15 protein-coding genes and 2 pseudogenes are annotated in these 18,678 nt (G+C 63.2%); 6 read left to right on the top strand and 11 right to left on the bottom strand.

The window, feature by feature from the left end; translation table 11 throughout:
- Positions 1–13: 13 nt before the first annotated feature.
- Genes hydA through CJ301_RS15625 form a run of 7 tightly spaced genes read right to left on the bottom strand, consistent with a single transcriptional unit; the run spans position 14 to position 8,485 of the window.
- Positions 14–1,414: a dihydropyrimidinase gene (gene hydA, locus CJ301_RS15655; protein ID WP_099278304.1), complete on the bottom strand. Its 1,401-nt coding sequence runs from the start codon at positions 1,412–1,414 to the stop codon at positions 14–16.
- 23 nt (positions 1,415–1,437) lie between these two features.
- A complete protein-coding gene (locus tag CJ301_RS15650; RefSeq protein ID WP_099278303.1) occupies positions 1,438–2,190 on the bottom strand; it encodes an SDR family NAD(P)-dependent oxidoreductase in 753 nt (250 codons plus the stop codon).
- Positions 2,191–2,207: 17 nt separating this feature from the next.
- On the bottom strand, positions 2,208–3,140 hold the full coding sequence (locus CJ301_RS15645; protein ID WP_099278302.1) for an NAD-dependent epimerase/dehydratase family protein: 933 nt from the start codon (positions 3,138–3,140) through the stop codon (positions 2,208–2,210).
- Complete coding sequence (locus tag CJ301_RS15640; protein WP_099278301.1) at positions 3,137–4,801, bottom strand: ATP-binding cassette domain-containing protein; 1,665 nt, start codon at positions 4,799–4,801, stop codon at positions 3,137–3,139. Before CJ301_RS15640 ends, CJ301_RS15645 begins: the two co-directional genes overlap by 4 nt.
- Positions 4,801–5,685 (bottom strand): ABC transporter permease, encoded by an 885-nt coding sequence (locus CJ301_RS15635; protein WP_216823311.1) that lies wholly within the window; start codon positions 5,683–5,685, stop codon positions 4,801–4,803. Before CJ301_RS15635 ends, CJ301_RS15640 begins: the two co-directional genes overlap by 1 nt.
- Positions 5,682–6,722 carry an ABC transporter permease gene (locus CJ301_RS15630; RefSeq protein ID WP_216823310.1) on the bottom strand — a complete coding sequence of 347 codons (1,041 nt, stop codon included), beginning with the start codon at positions 6,720–6,722 and terminating at the stop codon, positions 5,682–5,684. The genes CJ301_RS15635 and CJ301_RS15630 overlap by 4 nt, the downstream gene beginning before the upstream one ends.
- A 56-nt stretch (positions 6,723–6,778) precedes the next feature.
- Positions 6,779–8,485 (bottom strand): ABC transporter substrate-binding protein, encoded by a 1,707-nt coding sequence (locus CJ301_RS15625; protein ID WP_216823309.1) that lies wholly within the window; start codon positions 8,483–8,485, stop codon positions 6,779–6,781.
- Between the two features lie 128 nt (positions 8,486–8,613).
- Between CJ301_RS15625 and CJ301_RS15620 the strand changes: the two genes are divergently transcribed.
- Entirely contained in the window at positions 8,614–9,369 is a 756-nt protein-coding gene (locus tag CJ301_RS15620) for a GntR family transcriptional regulator (RefSeq protein ID WP_099278300.1), read from the top strand.
- 167 nt (positions 9,370–9,536) lie between these two features.
- Positions 9,537–9,991: pseudogene (locus CJ301_RS15615) on the top strand (transposase); the annotation flags it as partial.
- 34 nt (positions 9,992–10,025) lie between these two features.
- On the opposite strand, the gene CJ301_RS15610 reads toward CJ301_RS15615, so the two are convergent.
- Positions 10,026–11,285 carry an IS256 family transposase gene (locus tag CJ301_RS15610; protein ID WP_099278299.1) on the bottom strand — a complete coding sequence of 420 codons (1,260 nt, stop codon included), beginning with the start codon at positions 11,283–11,285 and terminating at the stop codon, positions 10,026–10,028.
- A 96-nt stretch (positions 11,286–11,381) separates the two neighbouring features.
- Between CJ301_RS15610 and CJ301_RS15605 the strand changes: the two are divergent.
- Positions 11,382–12,065: pseudogene (locus CJ301_RS15605) on the top strand (IS3 family transposase); the annotation flags it as partial.
- A 186-nt stretch (positions 12,066–12,251) separates the two neighbouring features.
- Here the strand turns inward: CJ301_RS15605 and CJ301_RS15600 are convergent.
- The 3 genes from CJ301_RS15600 to CJ301_RS15590 all read right to left on the bottom strand — a co-directional run bounded on the left by CJ301_RS15600 (position 12,252) and on the right by CJ301_RS15590 (position 15,699).
- The gene (locus CJ301_RS15600) at positions 12,252–13,511 is read right to left on the bottom strand and encodes an IS256 family transposase (protein ID WP_099278298.1); all 1,260 of its coding nucleotides are present in this window, start codon (positions 13,509–13,511) and stop codon (positions 12,252–12,254) included.
- A gap of 154 nt (positions 13,512–13,665) precedes the next feature.
- The gene (locus CJ301_RS15595) at positions 13,666–14,040 is read right to left on the bottom strand and encodes an IS4 family transposase (protein WP_099278297.1); all 375 of its coding nucleotides are present in this window, start codon (positions 14,038–14,040) and stop codon (positions 13,666–13,668) included.
- Positions 14,041–15,699: a TAXI family TRAP transporter solute-binding subunit gene (locus CJ301_RS15590; protein ID WP_099278296.1), complete on the bottom strand. Its 1,659-nt coding sequence runs from the start codon at positions 15,697–15,699 to the stop codon at positions 14,041–14,043.
- Between the two features lie 325 nt (positions 15,700–16,024).
- Here CJ301_RS15590 and CJ301_RS15585 point away from each other — a divergent pair, with 325 nt between their 5' ends.
- From CJ301_RS15585 to CJ301_RS15575, 3 genes are read left to right on the top strand one after another with little or no spacing between them, the layout of a single operon-like run.
- On the top strand, positions 16,025–17,311 hold the full coding sequence (locus CJ301_RS15585) for a 3-isopropylmalate dehydratase large subunit (RefSeq protein ID WP_162620570.1): 1,287 nt from the start codon (positions 16,025–16,027) through the stop codon (positions 17,309–17,311).
- Complete coding sequence (locus CJ301_RS15580; protein WP_099278294.1) at positions 17,308–17,850, top strand: hypothetical protein; 543 nt, start codon at positions 17,308–17,310, stop codon at positions 17,848–17,850. Before CJ301_RS15585 ends, CJ301_RS15580 begins: the two co-directional genes overlap by 4 nt.
- Positions 17,847–18,659, top strand: coding sequence for a 3-keto-5-aminohexanoate cleavage protein (locus tag CJ301_RS15575; RefSeq protein ID WP_099278293.1), 813 nt, complete (start codon positions 17,847–17,849; stop codon positions 18,657–18,659). Before CJ301_RS15580 ends, CJ301_RS15575 begins: the two co-directional genes overlap by 4 nt.
- The last annotated feature ends 19 nt before the right edge of the window (positions 18,660–18,678 follow it).

Below are 18,678 nucleotides of genomic sequence, written 5' to 3'. Positions count from 1 at the left end.
CTGAATGTGACCCTTATTCTTCTGTACGCGATATGAAGCCGCCGTTTCCGCGACTAGCAAGCACCTTGTCATCGCGCATCGCGACGCGGCCGCGCAGCATGGTCATCACCGGCCAGCCGGTCACTTCCATACCCTCGTAAGGGGTGTAATCTGCCCCATGCTGCATGAGATCTTGGGTGATCGTCACCTCGCGGTCGGCATCCCACAACACGATATCCGCGTCGAAGCCGGGGGCGATGGACCCCTTACGGGGATAGAGGCCGTAGATTCTGGCGTGGTTCGTTGAGGTCAGCGCAACGAATTCGTTGACGGTGATCCGCCCCTTGCGCACGCCTTCGGAAAACAGAATCGGCATACGCACCGCGACGCCCGGAATGCCGTTCGGGACCCATTTGAAACTGGTGCGCGCCTTGGCGTTCTTCTTGCCGTCCTCGCCTTCGTAGAAGAAGGGGCAGTGATCGGACGAGAAGGTCTGGAAGACGCCGGTGCGGATGCCTTCCCAGATGGCCTCCCAATCGGCCTTTTCGCGCGGCGGCGGCGAGCAGACGTATTTCCCGCCGCTCTCGTCCATGTTCAGCCCTGCAAGGTCGTCGGCCTCGAGAGAGACATATTGCGTGCAGGTCTCCGCCAAGATCGGAATGCCGCGTTGCTGCGCCCAGCGGATCTGCTCCATCGGCTCCCGGCCGGAAACGTGCACGATCATCATCCGCGCGCCGGCTAACTCGGCATGGCTGATCGCGCGGTGGGTGGCTTCGCGCTCGACCGACTGGGGCCGGGACACGCCGTGGTAGTAAGGCGCGGTCTTGCCTTCCAGCTCCAGCCGCTCCGTCATGTAGCGGATGGCGTCATAGCCCTCGCAATGCACCATTACCAGCGCGTTGTGCCGCCGGGCGCTGTCCAGGACGCCGAGGATCTCGCGGTCGTTCAGGACCATATCCTCATAGGTCATGAAGATCTTGAGAGAGGTGTAGCCATCGGCGATCAGGGCCGGAAGCTCCTGTTCCAGCACGGTGCTGTCGGCGTTGGTGACGATCATGTGGAAGGCATAGTCGCACAGGGCTTGGCCGTCGGCCTCCTTGTGGTAGGCCATGACGCTTTCGCGCAGCGAGGCACCGCGGGGCTGCAGCGCGAAGGGCATCACGGTGGTGTTGCCGCCCGCCAGCGCCGAACGCGTGCCCGTCTCGAACCCGTCGGCCATCTTCGGCCCGCCGAAGGACGGCTGCGCTAGGTGCACATGGCTGTCGATCCCGCCCGGCATCACCAGCAGGCCGGTGGCGTCGATTTCCTCGGCGCCGCGCGGCAGATCGAGGGCAACCGCGACAATCTTCTCGCCGACGATACCGACATCGGCGAGAACCGTATCCGCCGCAGTCACGACGGTGCCGCCCCGGATAACGAGGTCGTATTCCTGCATCTTGTTTCCTAACATCCTGACCGTCAAAGCATCACGTCGCCGCCATTGGGCGACAGGGTCTGGCCGCAATAGAACGCCCCCGCCTCTTCCGAGGCGAGCAGCAACGCGGTGGGGGCGATCTCCTCCACCTTGCCGAACCGGCCGACTGGAAGCTGGGCCTTCTTCATCGCGCGCCAGTCGTCGCTGAGACCGGACAGCAGCGGGGTTTCCACCGGCCCCGGCGCGATGCCGTTGACCAGAACGTTGTGCGGCGCCCCCTCGTAGGCCAGTGCGCGCGTGAAGCCGACCACGCCGGCCTTGGCCGCGCAGTAATGCACCAGCCCCGGGGCGCCCTTGTAGGCTAGCTGGGACGCCACGTTGATGATACGGCCGTAGCCGCGTTCGACCATGCCGGGAAACAGCTGATGGGTCACCAAGAACACGCTACGCAGGTTTACCGCGATCATCCGGTCCCAGACGGCGACATCCATGTCGGCGAAATCCAGATCGCCGCCGATCCCGGCGCAGTTGACCAGGATGTCGATGGCGCCGAAATCCTGCTGCAGTTCGCCGATGAACTTGGCGACCGCATCGGCACAGGCGACATCGCAGCTTCCGCTGTGCAGCTTGTGCCCGCGGGTTTCCAGTGCCTGTGTCAGCGCGGCGGCGTTCTCCTCGTCACCGACATGGCAGATCGAGACCTCGGCGCCCGCATCCGCAAAGACACCGGCGATGGCCGCGCCGATCCCCCGGCTGCCGCCCGTGATCAGGGCCTTCCGCCCCTTCAAGCTGAGCATGTGCTTCTCCGTTCCAATCATTCACTGTCTTTCCCGGCCTGCGCCGCAAGCCAATCGCGGTAGGCCGTCATGCCCTCGGCAAGGCTGACGCTCGGCCTGTAGCCAAAATCCCGCGCCGCGGCGGAGATGTCGAAGCGCTGCTGAAAATCGTCGCCCGGATCGGCCCCTTCCTCCAGCGCGATGTCCGCCCGCGGCTCGATCCCGCACACCGCTTCCGCCACCTCGTCCAGGGTCGGGAAATCGCCGCCTGTGACGTTGTAGGTGTTGAGGGGCAGGTCAGGATGATCGAAGGCCGCCACCAGCGCGGCCGCCGCGTCCGAGACATGGATGAACTGCCGCGGAAAGCCCTTACCGAACGGCAAGCGTGTCGGCCTGCCGGCGAGGGCGTCGGTGATCATCTGGCGGATCACGCAGCTGGTGGTGCGACGCGGGCCATAGACCCAGGAGATGCGAATGCTGACGCCATCGACGCCGAACTGCCGCCGGTAGCCCGACATCAGCGCCTCGCCTGCGACCTTGCTGGCACCATACACCGTCGAGGGATTGGTCGTCACGGCCTCCGTCACCGGCGACAGCCCTTCCGGCGTGGGGCCAACGGCGCTGGCTGAAGAGCAGAAGACGACCCGCACTCCGCCGACGCGGCGCGCCAGTTCCAGCATGTTCGCAGTGCCGACGATGTTGACGTCGACCATCTGCACGGGGCTGTCTGCCGCGACCATCGGGCCGGAAAACGCGCCGCAGTGGATGATCCCGCCGATGTCATGTTCATGCGCCAGGCCGTGCAGGGCGTGAACATCCGTGACATCCGCCGCCAGCACCGGCCTGCCGTCGACCTGCCCTGCGCTACGGTCGACCGCCAGCACCTTGCAGCCCCTCTCCTCCAGCAACACTCGTACGGCATTGCCCAACAGACCCGAGGCGCCCGTGACGATGATGTGCGATCCGCTCATATCGCGCCCATCAGGTCTTTTTCCGCGACCCGCTCGATCGGCAGCTCCGCGTCGAGCAGCATGCGCGTGTAGTCGTGCCCCGGCCGCTCGAAGATGGTGGAGGTATCGCCGGTTTCCACGATCTTGCCGTAGCGCATCACAGCCACCCGATGCGCCAGCGAGCGCACGGAGTTCAGGTCATGCGTGATGAAGAGCGCGGAGAGCCCCATTTCCCGTTGCAGCGTGCGGATCAGGTCGATGATCTGCGCCCGCACGCGGATGTCCAGGGCGGTCGTCGGTTCGTCGAACACCACGAAATCCGGACGTGTCGCCAAGGCCCGCGCCATGCCCACGCGCTTCTGCTCGCCCGCCGTCAGCTCATGCGGGAAGACTTTGGCCAGCGTCTTGGGCAGGCGCACCGCCTCCAGCATCTCCAGCACCCGGCTGCGCCTGTCGGCGGCAGAGCGCACCGTCTCGTCAAGCGACAGCGGCTCGGAAATCAGGTCCTCCACCCGCCAACGAGGGTTCAGCGCCACGTAGGGTTCCTGGAACACCATCTGGATCCGCTTGCGCATCGCGCGGAATTCAGACGCAGGAAGATTACCGATCTCCTTTCCGTCGAAGACGATCTCGCCGCAGTTGATGTCCAGAAGTCGGACGATGCACTGCCCAGCCGTGGTCTTGCCCGAGCCGCTTTCACCCACCAGGGCAAGCGTCTCTCCGCGCCCGATCTCGATCGAGATCTCGTCGACGGCCTTGACCACCCCGCCGTCGCGTCCGCGGAAATGCTTGACCATGTCGCGGATCTGCAGCAGCGGGCTCGACTTCGGCCCAGTCCTAGTGCCGTCCCCGACCTTGGGCAACGTCTCGCCGTCGCCGTCGCCATCGCCCTTGATCAGGGTCGGACGGACCTTGGCGGCCTTCAGCAGCTCTTGCCCGTAGCTTGTCTGCGGACCCGCCAGGAAGGCCGAGACATCGTTCTGCTCGACGATCTGGCCGCCCTTCATGATCGCGACCCGGTCGCAATACTGCGAGACGATCCCGAGGTCGTGGGTGATTATCAGGGTGCCCAAGCCTTCGGTGCGGCATCGTTCCACCAGCAGGTCCAGTACCTGCACCTGGATGGTCGCGTCCAGACCCAGCGTCGCGTCGTCGGCCAAGACCACCTTCGGCCCCGCCACAAGCGCCATGGCGATCACGATGCGCTGTGCCATGCCGCCGGAAAGCTGGTGCGGATAGGCCGTCGCGCGGCTTTCGGGATCGGTGATGCCGACTTGGCGGAAAAGCTTCACCGCGGCTTGGCGCGCGGCCCGGTGCGAAAGGCGCCGATGGCTGCGAAGCACGGTGGCAACCTGTTCGCCCACCGGCTGGACCGGGTCCAGCAGGGCCTTGGCGTTGGTTCCGATCAGCGACACCACCCCGCCGCGCAAGTTGCGCAGCTCTGCTGGCGACATCGTCGACAGCGCCCGGCCATCCGACCAGACATCGCCGTTGGTCCTTTCCGCCCCCGGCGGAAGCAGGCCGATCAGGCTGCGCGCAAGCAGCGACTTGCCCGCGCCGGTCTCGCCTACGATGCCCACGACCTCGTTCTCGGCAAGCGCGATGTTCACCCGGTCTAGGGCAAGCTTGTCACCAAAGGCGACGCTGAGATCGCGTGTCTCGAGTAGCACTTTCTTAGACATTAACGCGCCCTCCGCGGGTCGATGAAGTCTCTTGCTGCATCGGCGATGAGCGCGAAGCTCAGCACCGACAGGATGATCGCCAGTCCCGGGAAGAAGGACACCCACCAGATGCCCAGGATCATCTGCTGCGATCCGGTGGAAACCATCAGCCCCCATTCCGGCGTCGGCATGCGCACCCCGGCCCCGATGAAGGACAGGCCGGCCGTAAGCAGGATCGCCATGCCGATGCTGATGGAGATCTGGACGATCGCCGGGGACAGCGCGTTGGGCAGGATGTGGCGGAACAGGATCTTGATGTCGGTGGCGCCGCTGCATTTCGCCGCGGCGATGAACGACCGTTCTCTCAACGACAGCGTCTCGGCCCGGATCAGCCGGGCGAAGACCGGCGTAAAGAGCACACCAAGCGCGATGGCGACGTTCCAGATCTCCTGCCCCATAACCGACACCAGCGCCATGCCCATCACGAAGACCGGGAAGGACTGGACGAAGTCGAAGACACGCATGGTCAGGTTGCTGGCCCAGCCGCGGTAGTACCCGACCAGCAGACCGATGGGCACGCCCACGATGAAGGCCGCGCCGACGGCGGTGACGCTGATCAGCAGGTTGATGCGGGTGGCATAGATGATGCGCGAATAGATATCCATTCCCGACACGTCGGTGCCCAGCCAGTTTTCCCACGATGGCGGCTGCAGTGACCTGAGGGCATTGGCTTGCATCGGATCATGCGTGGACAGGACCGGTGCGAAGATGATCGCCAAGATCTGAAGAACCAGCAGCGTCAGGCCGATCAGCGCGGCCGGGCGCCGGACCAGGAAACGGCCCAAGTCGGACGTGGCGGAAAGGTCGGTGTGGGGGGTCTCGGCGGGGGTCATGGTCGCGCTCATACCTCGATCCTCGGATCAACGATTTCGTAAAGCACATCGACGATCAGGTAGACGATGAGGATGAAGGCAGCCGCGACAAGCACGAAGCCCTGCAGCGCCGGGTAGTCGGAATTGATGACCGCCATCACCGCGTACTGCCCCAGCCCGCCCCAGGAAAAGATCGTCTCGACCAGCACCGCGGCACCCAGGAGGAAGCCGAAGAGAAACCCGGTCAGGGTGATCAGCGGCGGCAGGCTGTTGCGCAGAGCGGCGCGGATGATCTTGCGTTCCGGAACGCCGCTGGCCCGCTGGTGCTGGATGAAGTCGCTGTGCCAGATTTCGCCGAAGGCCGAGGATGTCATCTTCATCAGCGCCCCCGAGTTCACGATCGCCAGGGTGATGACGGGCAGCAGCAGGCGGCTGCCGGCGGACAGGAACGCCTGCAGGTCCCCGGCCAGGAGCGCGTCGAGGGTGTAGAAACCGGTCACGAATTCCGGCGCGGACAGCATCGGGTCGATCCGGCCGAAGGGCGCGACGGCGATGCCGAAGGTCGTGAAGAAGATGAAGATTAGCAGCAGCGCCACCCAGAAATCCGGCAGCGACCCCGCCGCCAGCCCATAGACGCGCGACGCGCGGTCGACGATGGATTTTGGGCGCACCGTGGCGTAGATGGCCGTGGGCACCGCGATCAGCAACGTCAGGATCATCGCATATGTAATCAGCTCCAGCGTCGCCGGTGCGCGTTCCAGCAGGTCCTTGATGACCGGGTTCGACGTGAACATGGATACGCCCAGATCTCCCTGAATCAGGTTCTGGAAGTACACCAGGAACTGCGACCAGATGGACCCGTCCAGGCCCAGCTGCTCGCGCAGGGTTGCAATGCTTTCTTCCGTCGCCATGTTGCCTAGCATCAGCAGGACCGGATCGCCGGGCAGCAGACGGACCAGGATGAAGGTCACGAAGATTACGCCCAGCATCTGCGGCACAAGCAGCGGCAGACGCGCGAGGACGATCCGCACCGGTCTTGGAAGCCGGTGCCAAGTGTCGGAGATTGTCATAGAGAACCCCATCTAGCGTGATTGCGAGGGCGACGCTTTACGCGCCGCCCAGCATATCAGTTCTTGTAGAAATCGTACCAGTTGTTCGCGTTCGGCGTGTACCAGGAGAAACCCTTGACGTTGGCGCGATGCGCCAGCTGGTAGCCGGGGTTGAACAAAAACACCCAGGGCGCCTCTTCGACCACGATCTTCTGGACACGTTCCATGTCGGCGATCCGCTTTTCCTGGTCGATGGTGGTGAGGGCCGCGTCGATTAGCTGGTCGACTTCCTCGTTCTTGTAGTTAGAGTAGTTGATCAGCGACTCGCTGTTCAACCAGAGGTTGGAACCATAGGCCGCATCGGGAACGATCGCCATGTCGCGAAAGAAGTACATCGGGATGTCGCCCCCCGTGTAGCGTTCCACCAGGGTGGAGGCCGGCAGGCGCGACAGTTCCAGCGTCACACCCGCTTCGGCGAAGGCAGTTTGCAGGATGACTGCAATCTCTTCCTCGAGCTGGTCGCCGGTGCGGTAGCCCAGCTCGACGGTGAAACCGTCCTCATGCCCGGCCTCTGCCAGCAATTCCTTCGCGCGCTCCACATTGTATTCGTAGGGGAAACCCGCATCGGTGAAGCCGGGATAGATCTCGGACACCGGGCTGTGCGTGGCCCGGGCCGTGCCGTGGTAGACCGCCTGAGAGATCTGGTCGCGCGGCACGAGGTAGTTCAGCGCTTGGCGCACCTTCGGATCGTCGAACGGCTCCGCCTCGTTGTTCATCTCGACGCGGTGGATGTAGTTGCCGAAGACCTGCTGGACCTCGACGCCCGGCATCTTCTCCAGGAAGGACAGCTCGCGCGGAAGAAGCCATTCGGCTACATCGACAGCACCGGCTTGCAAGGCGGCCACCCGGTTGGAACTGGTCGGCATCTCCCGGAAGATCACGCGCTTGATGCGGGGGACCCCGCGGTAGTAGTTCTCGTTCGCCTCATAGATCACCTCCTGGCCCGGGGCGTAGCGTGTTGCTGCGTAAGGACCGAAAGAGGCGCTGTTGGTGGCCAGCCACCGGCTGCCCCAGGGATCTTGGTCGGTCGTGTGCTTTGCCATCTCCACCGAGTCGAGGATCCCGAGGTCGTTGTTCACCCACAGGTCCTCGATTAACGGCGACGAGTTCGGGATCGTCACCCGCACGGTCATGTCATCGACCTTTTCGAAGGCCTCGTCGAAAGATTTGATCTTGAGGACCTGAGTCATATACCAGTGGAAGTTCGCTTCGAGGTTCCAGCCGCGCTCGAAGGACCACATCACGTCATCGGCGTTCAGTTCGTTTCCAGCGGTGCTCATCACCCCGTCTCGAAGATGGAAGGTGATCGAAGTCTTGTCGTCGGATACCTCCCAGCTTTCCGCTAGGGCGCCTACGATGCTGTCGAAATCCTCGTAGAGGATACCATCCTCTCGCTCTACCATCTCATAGGCCAGAAGGCGCTCGTAGAGGTTGCGACGCATCTCGTGCGTGGCCTCGGTGGGCGGGTATTCTTGGTCAAGGGATTCCGGCGTCCGGGGGCCTGCGACGATCAGCGTTTCGGACCGGTCCTGTGCTGCCGCAAACTGCGGAAGACCGCCGGCGGCAACAAGCGCGCTGGTCAGCAGCGCGGCCAGGGCGTGCCTGCGTGTCGGACGGCCAAGCCGCCCAATGAAGGTCTCAGATGTCCTAATATCGTTTACCAATTCAGTACCCTCCCAAGTGTTCGCTTCGGGCCGCCAGATCTCTCTTTCGGCATCAGCCAAAATCAACTGTATACAGAGTTTGCTTTTTTCCTATAAAAAATTGCATGCAATATCGGTAATTCTTGTGTAGCACCCGTCGCAGATACCTTTACACTGCCGTGTTGATTGACACCGAGCAGGAGCGACAGATGGACCATCTGCGCGGAGAAGCAGACGCGACCGTAAGAGAAGGTGGCCTGGGCGACTTCAAGCGCCAGCGGGGCCGCACGGCGGATGAGATCACGCGCCGCTTGGTCCGCGCGATCTTCGAGCACCGGCTTCCGCCCGGCATGCGCATCACCGAAGAAAAGCTTTCCCGCACCTTCGGCGTCAGCCGCACCCTAGCGCGTCAGGCGACCTCTCAATTGTGCGAGATGGGCGTTTTCGTCAAGAAGCCCAACTACAGTTGCACGGTGGCCCATCCCTCGCGGGAGGATGCGCAGGCGCTCATCGACGCAAGACGCATGGTAGAGCCGGAATTGATCCGCCAGATCGTGCGATCCGCAAGCGCATCCGATCTTCGCTTGCTCGACGAGCATCTTGCGCTGGAGCAAGAGGCGCGGCTGACCGGGGACCGTTCCCAGCTGATCCGGCTGACCGGCGAATTTCACCTCAAGCTCGCGGAACTTGCCCGCAATCCGTATCTGGCCAGTTTCATGATGCGATTGCAGGTCCTGACCTGCCTGGCTATCCTTGTTCACGCGGACGGGGAAACTGGATGCCCCCGCGATGAACACGCGGATATCGCCCAAAAAATTAGGAGCCGTGATGCGGAGGGAGCCGTGCAGCAGATGCTGACTCACCTACAGCACATCGAGCTGGAACTTCGTCTGGAAGAAGTCCGCCCCAGCCACCAGCCGGAAGACACTTTTCGCTGGCTTGCAGGAGACATCGGTGCAGGTTGACGGCTTGATGATCTAACCCCGCCCCCGACGGCATCAGTGCGCCAATGTGGGTCTGCAACTATCTGCACAGGAGAGTGAGGAGCCGGTGTAGGCAACAGCAAGTCCACGGCCTGAATAGCCCCGTGTCTTGTAGACGCCTTCTTCGCTAATTTTGAGGCAAGGAGGCCATGATGAGCAGCAACAAGTTCAGCGACGAGTTCAAGCGAGATGCGGTCGCGCAGATCACCGAGCGGGGCTACCCGGTCAGGGAGGTGTCGCAGCGGCTCGGGGTCAGCCCGTATTTGCTCTACGCTTGGAAGAAGAGGTTCGCGAAGAACTCTTCGGGCGAGGCGGAGAAGGACACCGAGATCCGGCGCCTGAAGAAGGAGCTGGCGCGGGTGTCGGAGGAGCGCGACATCCTAAAAAAGGCCACCGCGTATTTCGCCAGGGATGCAAAGTGAGATACGCGTTCGTGGCCGAGCATCGCAGCCAGTTCTCCGTGCGGGCGATGTGCCGGTGCCTGCGCATCCAGCCGAGCGGCTTCTATGCTTGGCTGAAGGCGCCGTTGAGCAAACGCGCTCGGGAGGACGAGCTTCTGAAGGAGGCGTGGGTCGAGAGCGGTAAGGTCTATGGGCAGCGGAAGCGAGCTATGATTGAATCTGGGTGACGCGCTTTGATCAGGCGGCGCGGTTCTTGGCGTCGAGGACGCCGTCGGTGAATTTGACGCCCTCGATCACCATTGGCAACTGGTTGGCGCCCTTCAGGCGACGCCATCCCTTCGCGGCGGCTTGCACGAGCTTGTAGACCATCAGCCGCGCCGTCTTCTGGGATAGCGCGCCCTTCGTGCGGACGGTCCGGTGCCTGACAGTGGCGAACACGCTCTCGATTGGGTTCGAGGTCCGCAGATGGTCCCAGTGATCGGCGGGAAAATCATAGAACGTCAGCAGCGCGTCGCGGTCTTTGGTCAGACAGGTTGCGGCCTTGTGGTATTTCGCGCCGTATTTCTCGACGAACACGTCCAGCGCGGCTTCGGCCGCGACACGGGTCTCGGCCTGCCAGATCTCGCGCAGGTCGGCTTTGACGGCGGGCTGGAGGGACTTGGGAACCTTGTTCAGCACGTTCGAAGTTTTGTGAACCCAGCACCTCTGGTGCTTGGTGCTGGGAAATACCTCGTCGAGCGCCTTCCAGAACCCGAGCGCGCCGTCGCCGACAGCAAGTTCGGGCGCGCAGGGCAGGCCGCGCGCCTTGAGGTCGACCAGCAGTTCGCGCCAGCTCTGCGCGCTCTCGCGCATGCCGACCTGAAAGCCCACGAGCTCTTTCTTTCCTTCCGGCGTCGCGCCGATGAGAACCAGCATGCATTCGGCCTGCGGCTCCATTCGGGCCTGGAGATAGACGCCGTCGGCCCAGGCATAGGCGTAGCGGCGCGCGGCGAGGTCGCGGCGCTGCCAGCGCCCATACTCCGTTTCCCATTCACCGGTCAGGCGCGCCAGCACGCCAGACGACAGGTTCGGGGCGTTCTCGCCGAGCAGGGCCGCAAGCGCCTCCTGGAAGTCCCCGGTCGAGATGCCGCGGAGGTAGAGAACCGGCAACAGCGCGTCCAAGCTGCGCGAGCGCCGCGCCCACCTCGGCAGGATCGCGGATGTGAACCGGATCTTATCCGCTTCGTTCTCCGCTGACCGATCCCGGACCTTCGGCCGCCTGACTGTGAGCCCGCCGATCCCGGTCTGGATCTCACGCTCGGGGCCGTAGCCATGCCGAACCACGCGCTGGCGCCCATCTGGCAGGCGGGTTTCGGCAAGCTCTGCGACGAAGGCATCCGCCTCCGCCCGCAGGGCCGCAGCCAACATCCGGCGCGCCCCCTCACGGGCGATCTCGGTCAGGGGATCGTCCAGCGAATGGGGCTGACGAAGCGGGATGATGTCAGTATCGTTCTTCATGGCGTATCGCTCCTTCGGGAGGTTCTGGCAGGCTTCAGCACCCGCCACGATACGCCGCCTTCTCAGGCTGCATCACCCATTTTCAGCCATAGCTCGCGGAAGCTGCACGACGACTTGGTCGAACAGGGCGAAAGCATCTGCCTGAACCGCGTCTCCCGCCTGACCAAGCTGGCCGGGATCACGGCGCAGATCGGCTACAAGCGCCGCCCGGGCAAGTATGGCGGCAGGCCGTCGGTCGTCGTCGACAACACCCTGGATCGGCAATTTGATGTCGAGGCTCCGGATACGGTCTGGGTGACCGACATCACCTACATCCGGACGCAGGAAGGCTTCGCTTACCTCGCTGTTGTCATCGATCTCTTCTCTCGGCGCGTGGTCGGATGGTCCATGCAGTCGCGTCAGACGACCGACGTCGTTCTCCAGGCTCTGCTCATGGCCATATGGCGGAGGAAGCCGAAGGCTAAGGTGCTGATCCACTCCGATCAGGGAAGCCAGTTCACCAGCATGGACTGGGCCGCTTTCCTAAAAGCCCACAATCTGGAGCATTCCATGAGCCGTCGAGGCAACTGCCACGACAATGCCGTCGCCGAGAGCTTCTTCAACCTGCTCAAGCGCGAGCGGATCAGGCGCCGGACTTACCGGACGCGCGAGGAAGCCCGGCGGGACGTGTTCGACTACATCGAAATGTTCTACAACCCGAAGCGCAAGCACGCGCGGAACGGAATGCTGTCGCCCGTCGACTTCGAGTGGCAGCAGAAACTGAGGCAAGAGGGCGTCTAAGAAACGCGGGGCTATTCATTCCGCTCATACTCGGCCCAGCCAACGTAGCCTTCATGATGATCGCGGATCAGCACGTCCCACGCCTCTGAAGGCTTGCCGTGGCCGTAGGTTTTTCGTACCCGACCATCAACCAGTTCGATCCGCTTCTCGCTTGAGCTATGATTGAATCTGGGTGACGCGCTTCGATCAGGCGGCGCGGTTCTTGGCGTCGAGGACGCCGTCGGTGAATTTGACGCCCTCGATCACCATTGGCAACTGGTTGGCGCCCTTCAGGCGACGCCATCCCTTCGCGGCGGCTTGCACCAGTTTGTAAACCATCAAGCGAGCCGTCTTCTGGGATAGCGCACCTTTCGTGCGAACCGTCCGATGCCTGACGGTGGCGAACACGCTCTCAATTGGGTTCGAGGTCCGCAAATGGTCCCAGTGATCAGCGGGAAAATCATAGAACGCCAACAGCGCCTCGCGGTCCTTGCTCAGACAGGTTGCGGCCTTCTGGTATTTCGCGCCGTATTTCTCGACGAAGACGTCCAACGCGGCCTCGGCGGCGACACGGGTCTCGGCTTGCCAGATCTCGCGCAGGTCGGATTTGACGGCGGGCTGGAGGGATTTGGGGACCTTGTTCAACACGTTCGACGTCTTGTGAACCCAGCACCTCTGCTGCCTGGTGCTGGGGAATACCTCATCGAGCGCTTTCCAAAACCCGAGTGCGCCGTCGCCGACAGCGATTTCCGGAGCGCAGGTCAGGCCGCGCGCCTTGAGGTCGACCAGCAGTTCGCGCCAGCTCTGCGCGCTCTCGCGCATGCCGACTTGAAAGCCCACGAGCTCTTTCTTCCCCTCCGGCGTGGCGCCGATGAGCACCAGCATGCATTCGGCTTGCGGCTCCATCCGGGCCTGGAGGTAGACCCCGTCGGCCCAGACATAGGCATAGCGGCGCGCGGCGAGGTCGCGGCGCTGCCAGCGCCCATACTCCGTCTCCCATTCGCCGGTCAGGCGCGACAGCACACCAGGCGACAGGTTCGGGGCGTTCTCGCCGAGCAGGGCCGCGAGGGCCTCCTGGAAGTCCCCCGTCGAGATGCCGCGGAGATAGAGAACCGGCAACAACGCATCGAGGCTGCGGGAGCGCCGTGCCCACCGGGGCAGGATGGAAGAGTTGAACCGGATCTTGTCGTCCTCGCTTCCTGCCAAGCGATCGCGAACCTTCGGCCGCCTGACTGCGAGCCCCCCAATCCCGGTCTGGATCTCGCGCTCGGGGCCGTAGCCGTGCCGAACCACGCGCTGACGCCCATCTGGCAGCCGGGTTTCGACAAGCTCCGCGACGAAGGCATCCGCCTCCGCCCGCAAGGCCGCAGCCAACATCCGGCGCGCCCCCTCGCGGGCAATCTCGGTCAATGGATCGTCCAGCGAATGGGGCTGACGAAGCGGGATGATGTCGGTATCGTTCTTCATGGCGTATCGCTCCTTCGGGAGGTTCTGGCAGGCTTCAGCACCCGCCACGATACGCCGCCTTCTCAGGCCGCATCACCCATTTTCAGCCATAGCTCTTCTCGCTTTCGCCGTAGACATAAGCGCCTGCGTAGTAACCGCCCGATTGATCTTGCAGTTACCCATAAGTCTCTGGCGGCGGCTTTGCGATGCGGGCTCCTTCGACGAGGTCCGCGAGACGCGAGAAGCCCTGCCATATGACGGTCGTCCCCGGCGGCGCATCGGAAGCACGGTCGAGATATCCGCCGAGGCGAGCGACCGCTCTGACGTAGAAATCAAGATCGTAAGGTGGCTGGCGCTTTCTATCCGGCATCGCGTGTTCGAGCACGTGGCGCTCCGCGTCCGTGAAGACTGCAGCAGGTTCTGCTCCCGCTGTTTCGCGGTTGAGCATCGCCAGCCATGATACTCGCCAAGCGACGACGCAGCAAAGTGCTATGCAGTTGGCCAGACGATCGGCCGTGGCGAGACGCATCGTTCTCGCCGCAATCGTCATTTATTGGCTATGAGTCCTGAACCTACGGCCCTGCCGCTTATGCTGTTCGGCAAAGAAACGTGCCGCGCCGGGATGCGTCTCGACCAGACAGCCGGGGCAAGCTGCGTCCGGGCTTCTCACCTCGAAAGCCGGCTTCATTTCGGCCAGTTCCACGGCATGCGCGCTCGCGGCCTGGACGAAATCATACACTTCGTCCTCATTGCGATCCTCGGCCGTCACGATCAGCAGCGGCGATTCCACGGTCTGAACCGCCTCGGTCTGTCCGGGGTAGTGACCGGGGGCGATGACGCTTCGGGCCAAACCGCTGCCCTTATTCAAGAATGCCGCGACAAGATCGTCTTCGAGCGCAAGAAGCCTGAAGGGCCGTTTGCGAGCAAGCTTGCGGTATCGTGGGTGTGGGGGCGCGTTGAGTGAAACGAGGACGTCAAGGCGCCCTTGTTCGAATAGTCGGTTGCTTTCGCGATAGTCGAGGAAAAAGCACCCGCCGCCCTGTCTTTCAAAGTCCGCTTCATTCAAGCCAGCCTCGGCCATCAGGCGAAGATAGAGGACGGCGGTGGCATAATCGCGTTCACCCGCAGACACGCGCAGGCGCGCAAGATCGATGAAGGACACAGGCGGAAGGTCTGCCGCGACCAGTATGTGCAACTGCAACGGCATTAGGGCCGTGACGGTGCGCAGGCGCTCGAGGGGACGCGGGAACGGGGCAACGCCGCGTCTGACGTCGTTCAATGCGCTTCCGACCGCGGTGGCATAGGCGGCTCGACCGTCATTGATCTCGCCTAGCTTGTCGCTGCCGCCGCTGCGCCATGGTGTCAGTTCGAGCCGATTGTTCTTGAACCGCAGGATGTTGGCCAGCGTCTGCATGCCGGGCTGCGAACTTGCGGCGTCGCTGCCGATCAGGAAGCGTGTCGCAAAGCTGATCGAAATGCGGCGGGCTGCGGCTGACAACAACGCGCCGGCTTCAGCCGCACGCTCTTTTGTGAGCTGGCTTGCGGGCAGGGTCACGACAAGGCTGCCCAAGGGCTGCTGCAATGCGTTGAGGATCGGCGCCGCGAGGCTGACGGACAGCTCGTCTTCGTCGTCAGGATACGCAAGGAAGCCATGCTTGGCCAAATGATCGAATTCCGCCTGATAGCGCCCGGTCGCATCGGTGTCTGTCGCCTCCGTCTGCTCGGCTGACACGGTGGCGGCAAGCACCGCCAGCCCTGCGGCGCCAGCGGTCAAGGGCTCTTCCAGCCCAATCTGTACGATAGGTTCACTCGCACCCGGCGACTCTTCGAAAGCGGCCCAGACATAAGGCCCGGAAGGGTCAAAAACCGCGAGCCATACAGGAGCGCGAACTTCGCTGGCCAAGCTGCGGGCCACAGGCCGAACCAGCCCCGGCAGACGAAAATGCCGCCGCGAAAGCATCGACCAGCGATGCCATTCATTGCCCAGACGATAGCGTCCCGAGACATCGTCCCGTCCGAGAAGCCCGTGATCCTGCAGGATCTTCAACGAGCGGTGGACCGAGCTGGTCGGCAGATCGAGCGCCGCAGCCAGTTCTCGGACACCCCATGCCTCTTGCCCATCGGCAAAGGCCTTGAGAACCTCGAGCGTCTTTCCCGCTGCGCCGCCGGTGCCACGCGACGATCCGCTTCGCGGCGTTGTCTTGTTCATGAGCTAAGACCTCTGAATTCAGGTTCACATGCGCTGACCCAAGGAGCGGCAAGAGCAGCCAGCGGGTCGCCGTGACAGCGCTTTACTTGACCGGGACCGATGCGCCGGATGCTTGGCTGATTGATCAATTTCGACTCCGTTTTCCAGACTCTTGGCCGCTCTAGCGATCATGACGTCGAGTCTCAGCTCCCTACAAGACGCAGCATCGATCTGAATGAAGACGGCGCAAGCCCTGATATTCTTGACATGCTGTTCCGTATGTTGGTACATCAAATTTAATTATTGTTCCATTCGGCGGAACAGGATCAGGTTCATGGGAGGAGCAATGGGGCTGACAGCGATCGAAAAACATCTGGCGCGCGCCTCCAGCGCCGCGAGGGTGGTGCCGGGCGACATTGTTCATCCCGATCCTGACCTCGTTATCGTCCATGACGGTTACATCGCGACGGCCTACCGCGAACTGAGCGGGCTTGGCATCCACAGGGTTTTCGATCCCGATCGGGTGATGTTCGTCACCGATCACGACGTGATCCACGCCACACCTCTGGCAGCAGAACGGGCGCGTCAGAACCGGCTTGTCGCCGAAAAGTGGGGCATCTCGCGCTTCTATGATGTGGGACAGGGTGGTCAGGGGCATGTCTTTCCCATGGAAAAGGGGCTCGTGCGGCCGGGTATGTTCCTGCTTTGTTATGACATGCACTGCACCAATTTCGGTGCAGTAGGGGCGCTTGCGCTTCGCACCGGATCCGAAATCATCACCGTGCTGGCGCAGGGCACGATCTGGGTTCAGGTGCCTCATACGATCAAGGTCGAGTTGACCGGCAAGATGGCGCCCGGGGTCATGGCCCGGGATCTGGGGTTTCGGCTCGCGGCGGATTTCGTGTCCGGCCGCCACGGGGCTTATGACTACCGTGCCATCGAGTTTCATGGACCGGGACTGCACCAGCTTCCGGTGGCGGAACGTATCGCCCTGTGCAACACGCTCACCGAGATCGGGATTTGCGCGACGTACTTTGCCCCTGACGAACAGACGGCGAAATGGTACCGTGATCGAGGTCTTGCGGGCGGCGAAATCGTCACGGCCGATCCGGATGCGGGCTATGAAAGCGAACTCGCCGTCGATCTTTCGGCGCTCGAGCCTCAGGCCGTGCTTCCTGGCGGCGAGAAAACCATCCCGTTGCAGGCCGTGGAACTGGGTCGCGCGGTGGACCATGCTTATCTCGGATCCTGCGGGTCAGGGACATTCGATGATCTGGTGGTTGCAGCCGACATCCTAAGAGGCAGGACCGTCGCAGCGGGCACGCGTTTCCTGGTCACCCCCGGCAGCAATGTCACCATCGCCAGACTGGAGCGCGAAGGGCTGGGCGACGTTTTTCGCAAGGCGGGTGCGATCCTGCTGCCAGCGGGGTGCGGGCCGTGCGCCGGCGGCACGATGGGGCCTTTGGGGTCTGGCGAAACCTCGATTTGCACAGCGGCCGTCAACAACTTCGGACGGATGGGCGCAAAGGACGCGGCCATCTTTCTTGCCAGCCCGGCGACTGTGGCGGCGTCGGCGGTTGCAGGGGCGATCAGCGACCCTCGTCGATTTCTTGAAGAAAGGTCAGCCACGTGAATTGGGTGTTCCGGGGCCGCGCGCATAAATTCGGCGACGACGTTCCGCTAGACGACGGGTTCATCCCGTTCCGGTTGGCAATCGGTCGCGTAACCGACCCGCAAAAGCTCATTCCGCATCTCTTCGAGGACGTGCGCCCCGGTTTCGCCGAGGCCGCGACGGCGGGTGACGTGGTCATCGGTGGCACCGACTTCGCCTCGGGCAAGCCCCATGCGCAGGGGTTCATTGCCCTGCAAGCCCTGGGGGTCGGGATGATCTGCGAAAGCATGCCGTATAATTCGTTGCGTGCCGGCGTCAGCAGCGGCCTGGCCTTCATGACCGGCTGCGAGGGGGTGTCAGACATGTTCGAGGACGGCGACGGCATCCAAGTTGATTTCGCATCCGGCCATCTCGAGAACCTGAGCAGCGGCGAAAGCCGGTCGTTCCCGCCGCTTGACGGCAGTTTGCGACAGATCATCGAGGCGGGTGGCTCCAAAGGCCTGTTGCGGCGCTGGTGGTCAGAAACGCAATCAGCCACATCGTCCGGAGAGCCCCGATGAGCTTGCCCAACATCATTTGTGTCGCGCCGCTGGGCGCATGGCGCAATCGCAACGATCATCCGGCCGTCCCTCTCTCACCAAAAGAGATCGCAGATGACGTCGTGGCCTGCGCGCGGACCGGTGCGTCGATCGCGCATCTGCATGCTCGCGACAGCGATGGGAAGCCGACCCAGGATATCGGGATCTACCGTGAGATACAGGAGCGGATCACCGCGCGCTGCGATATCATCGTGCAAATCAGCACCGGGACGCGCGGCATGACGGTCGCGCAGGCGCTACAGCCGATCGCGCTCGGGCCGGAAATGGCGTCGCTGGCGCTACGCGACGTGGGGCCGCAGCAGGGAGCGGATGTTCATGAGCGCGTCGCGCAGATGGCAAGGGCGATGCTGAAGGCCGGCGTCTGCCCCGAGTTCGATGGCTCGGATTCCGAAATGATCGAGCGCCTGATCGACGTCTGCGAACAGGTCGACGGGCTTCGGCAACCCTGCGTCGGACTGTTTTTGAAGGATGACGTCACCGCGTCTGCCGCAGCCACGCATATCCTGCAGCTGGTTTCGTTGCTGCCCGAGGGAGCGCATTGGTGGGCGGCCAAGGGTGGGGCAAATCATGCGCTTGTTCAGACCTTGGCCCTCGGCCTTGGGGGGCATTGCCGGGTCGGGTTCGAAGACAGCTTGATCGGCGTAGACGGCGTCGAGGTTGAGGGAAACGCCGCGCTGGTCAGCCGCGTGGCCGCGTTGGGCACGGCCGTTGGCCGCCCCCCCGCGACACCGGCAGAAGCGCGCAAGATCCTAGGGCTGATGCCGCGATAGGCGCGCCCCTTCAATCGGC

The sequence above is a fragment of the Limimaricola cinnabarinus genome (genome assembly GCF_002723615.1).
Lineage (GTDB): Bacteria > Pseudomonadota > Alphaproteobacteria > Rhodobacterales > Rhodobacteraceae > Limimaricola > Limimaricola cinnabarinus_B.
This window is presented reverse-complemented; position numbering and strand designations above follow the sequence as displayed.

What these genes read in the sequence shown, in the direction of transcription:
- CJ301_RS15640 (WP_099278301.1), bottom strand. Translation starts at nt 4,801, where the DNA reads ATGTCTAAGAAAGTGCTACTCGAGACACGCGATCTCAGCGTCGCCTTT.
- CJ301_RS15650 (WP_099278303.1), bottom strand. Translation starts at nt 2,190, where the DNA reads ATGCTCAGCTTGAAGGGGCGGAAGGCCCTGATCACGGGCGGCAGCCGG.
- CJ301_RS15610 (WP_099278299.1), bottom strand. Translation starts at nt 11,285, where the DNA reads ATGAAGAACGATACTGACATCATCCCGCTTCGTCAGCCCCATTCGCTG.
- CJ301_RS15595 (WP_099278297.1), bottom strand. Translation starts at nt 14,040, where the DNA reads ATGACGATTGCGGCGAGAACGATGCGTCTCGCCACGGCCGATCGTCTG.
- CJ301_RS15620 (WP_099278300.1), top strand. Translation starts at nt 8,614, where the DNA reads ATGGACCATCTGCGCGGAGAAGCAGACGCGACCGTAAGAGAAGGTGGC.
- CJ301_RS15575 (WP_099278293.1), top strand. Translation starts at nt 17,847, where the DNA reads ATGAGCTTGCCCAACATCATTTGTGTCGCGCCGCTGGGCGCATGGCGC.
- CJ301_RS15600 (WP_099278298.1), bottom strand. Translation starts at nt 13,511, where the DNA reads ATGAAGAACGATACCGACATCATCCCGCTTCGTCAGCCCCATTCGCTG.
- CJ301_RS15645 (WP_099278302.1), bottom strand. Translation starts at nt 3,140, where the DNA reads ATGAGCGGATCGCACATCATCGTCACGGGCGCCTCGGGTCTGTTGGGC.
- hydA (WP_099278304.1), bottom strand. Translation starts at nt 1,414, where the DNA reads ATGCAGGAATACGACCTCGTTATCCGGGGCGGCACCGTCGTGACTGCG.
- CJ301_RS15630 (WP_216823310.1), bottom strand. Translation starts at nt 6,722, where the DNA reads ATGACAATCTCCGACACTTGGCACCGGCTTCCAAGACCGGTGCGGATC.
- CJ301_RS15585 (WP_162620570.1), top strand. Translation starts at nt 16,025, where the DNA reads ATGGGGCTGACAGCGATCGAAAAACATCTGGCGCGCGCCTCCAGCGCC.
- CJ301_RS15635 (WP_216823311.1), bottom strand. Translation starts at nt 5,685, where the DNA reads ATGAGCGCGACCATGACCCCCGCCGAGACCCCCCACACCGACCTTTCC.
- CJ301_RS15590 (WP_099278296.1), bottom strand. Translation starts at nt 15,699, where the DNA reads ATGAACAAGACAACGCCGCGAAGCGGATCGTCGCGTGGCACCGGCGGC.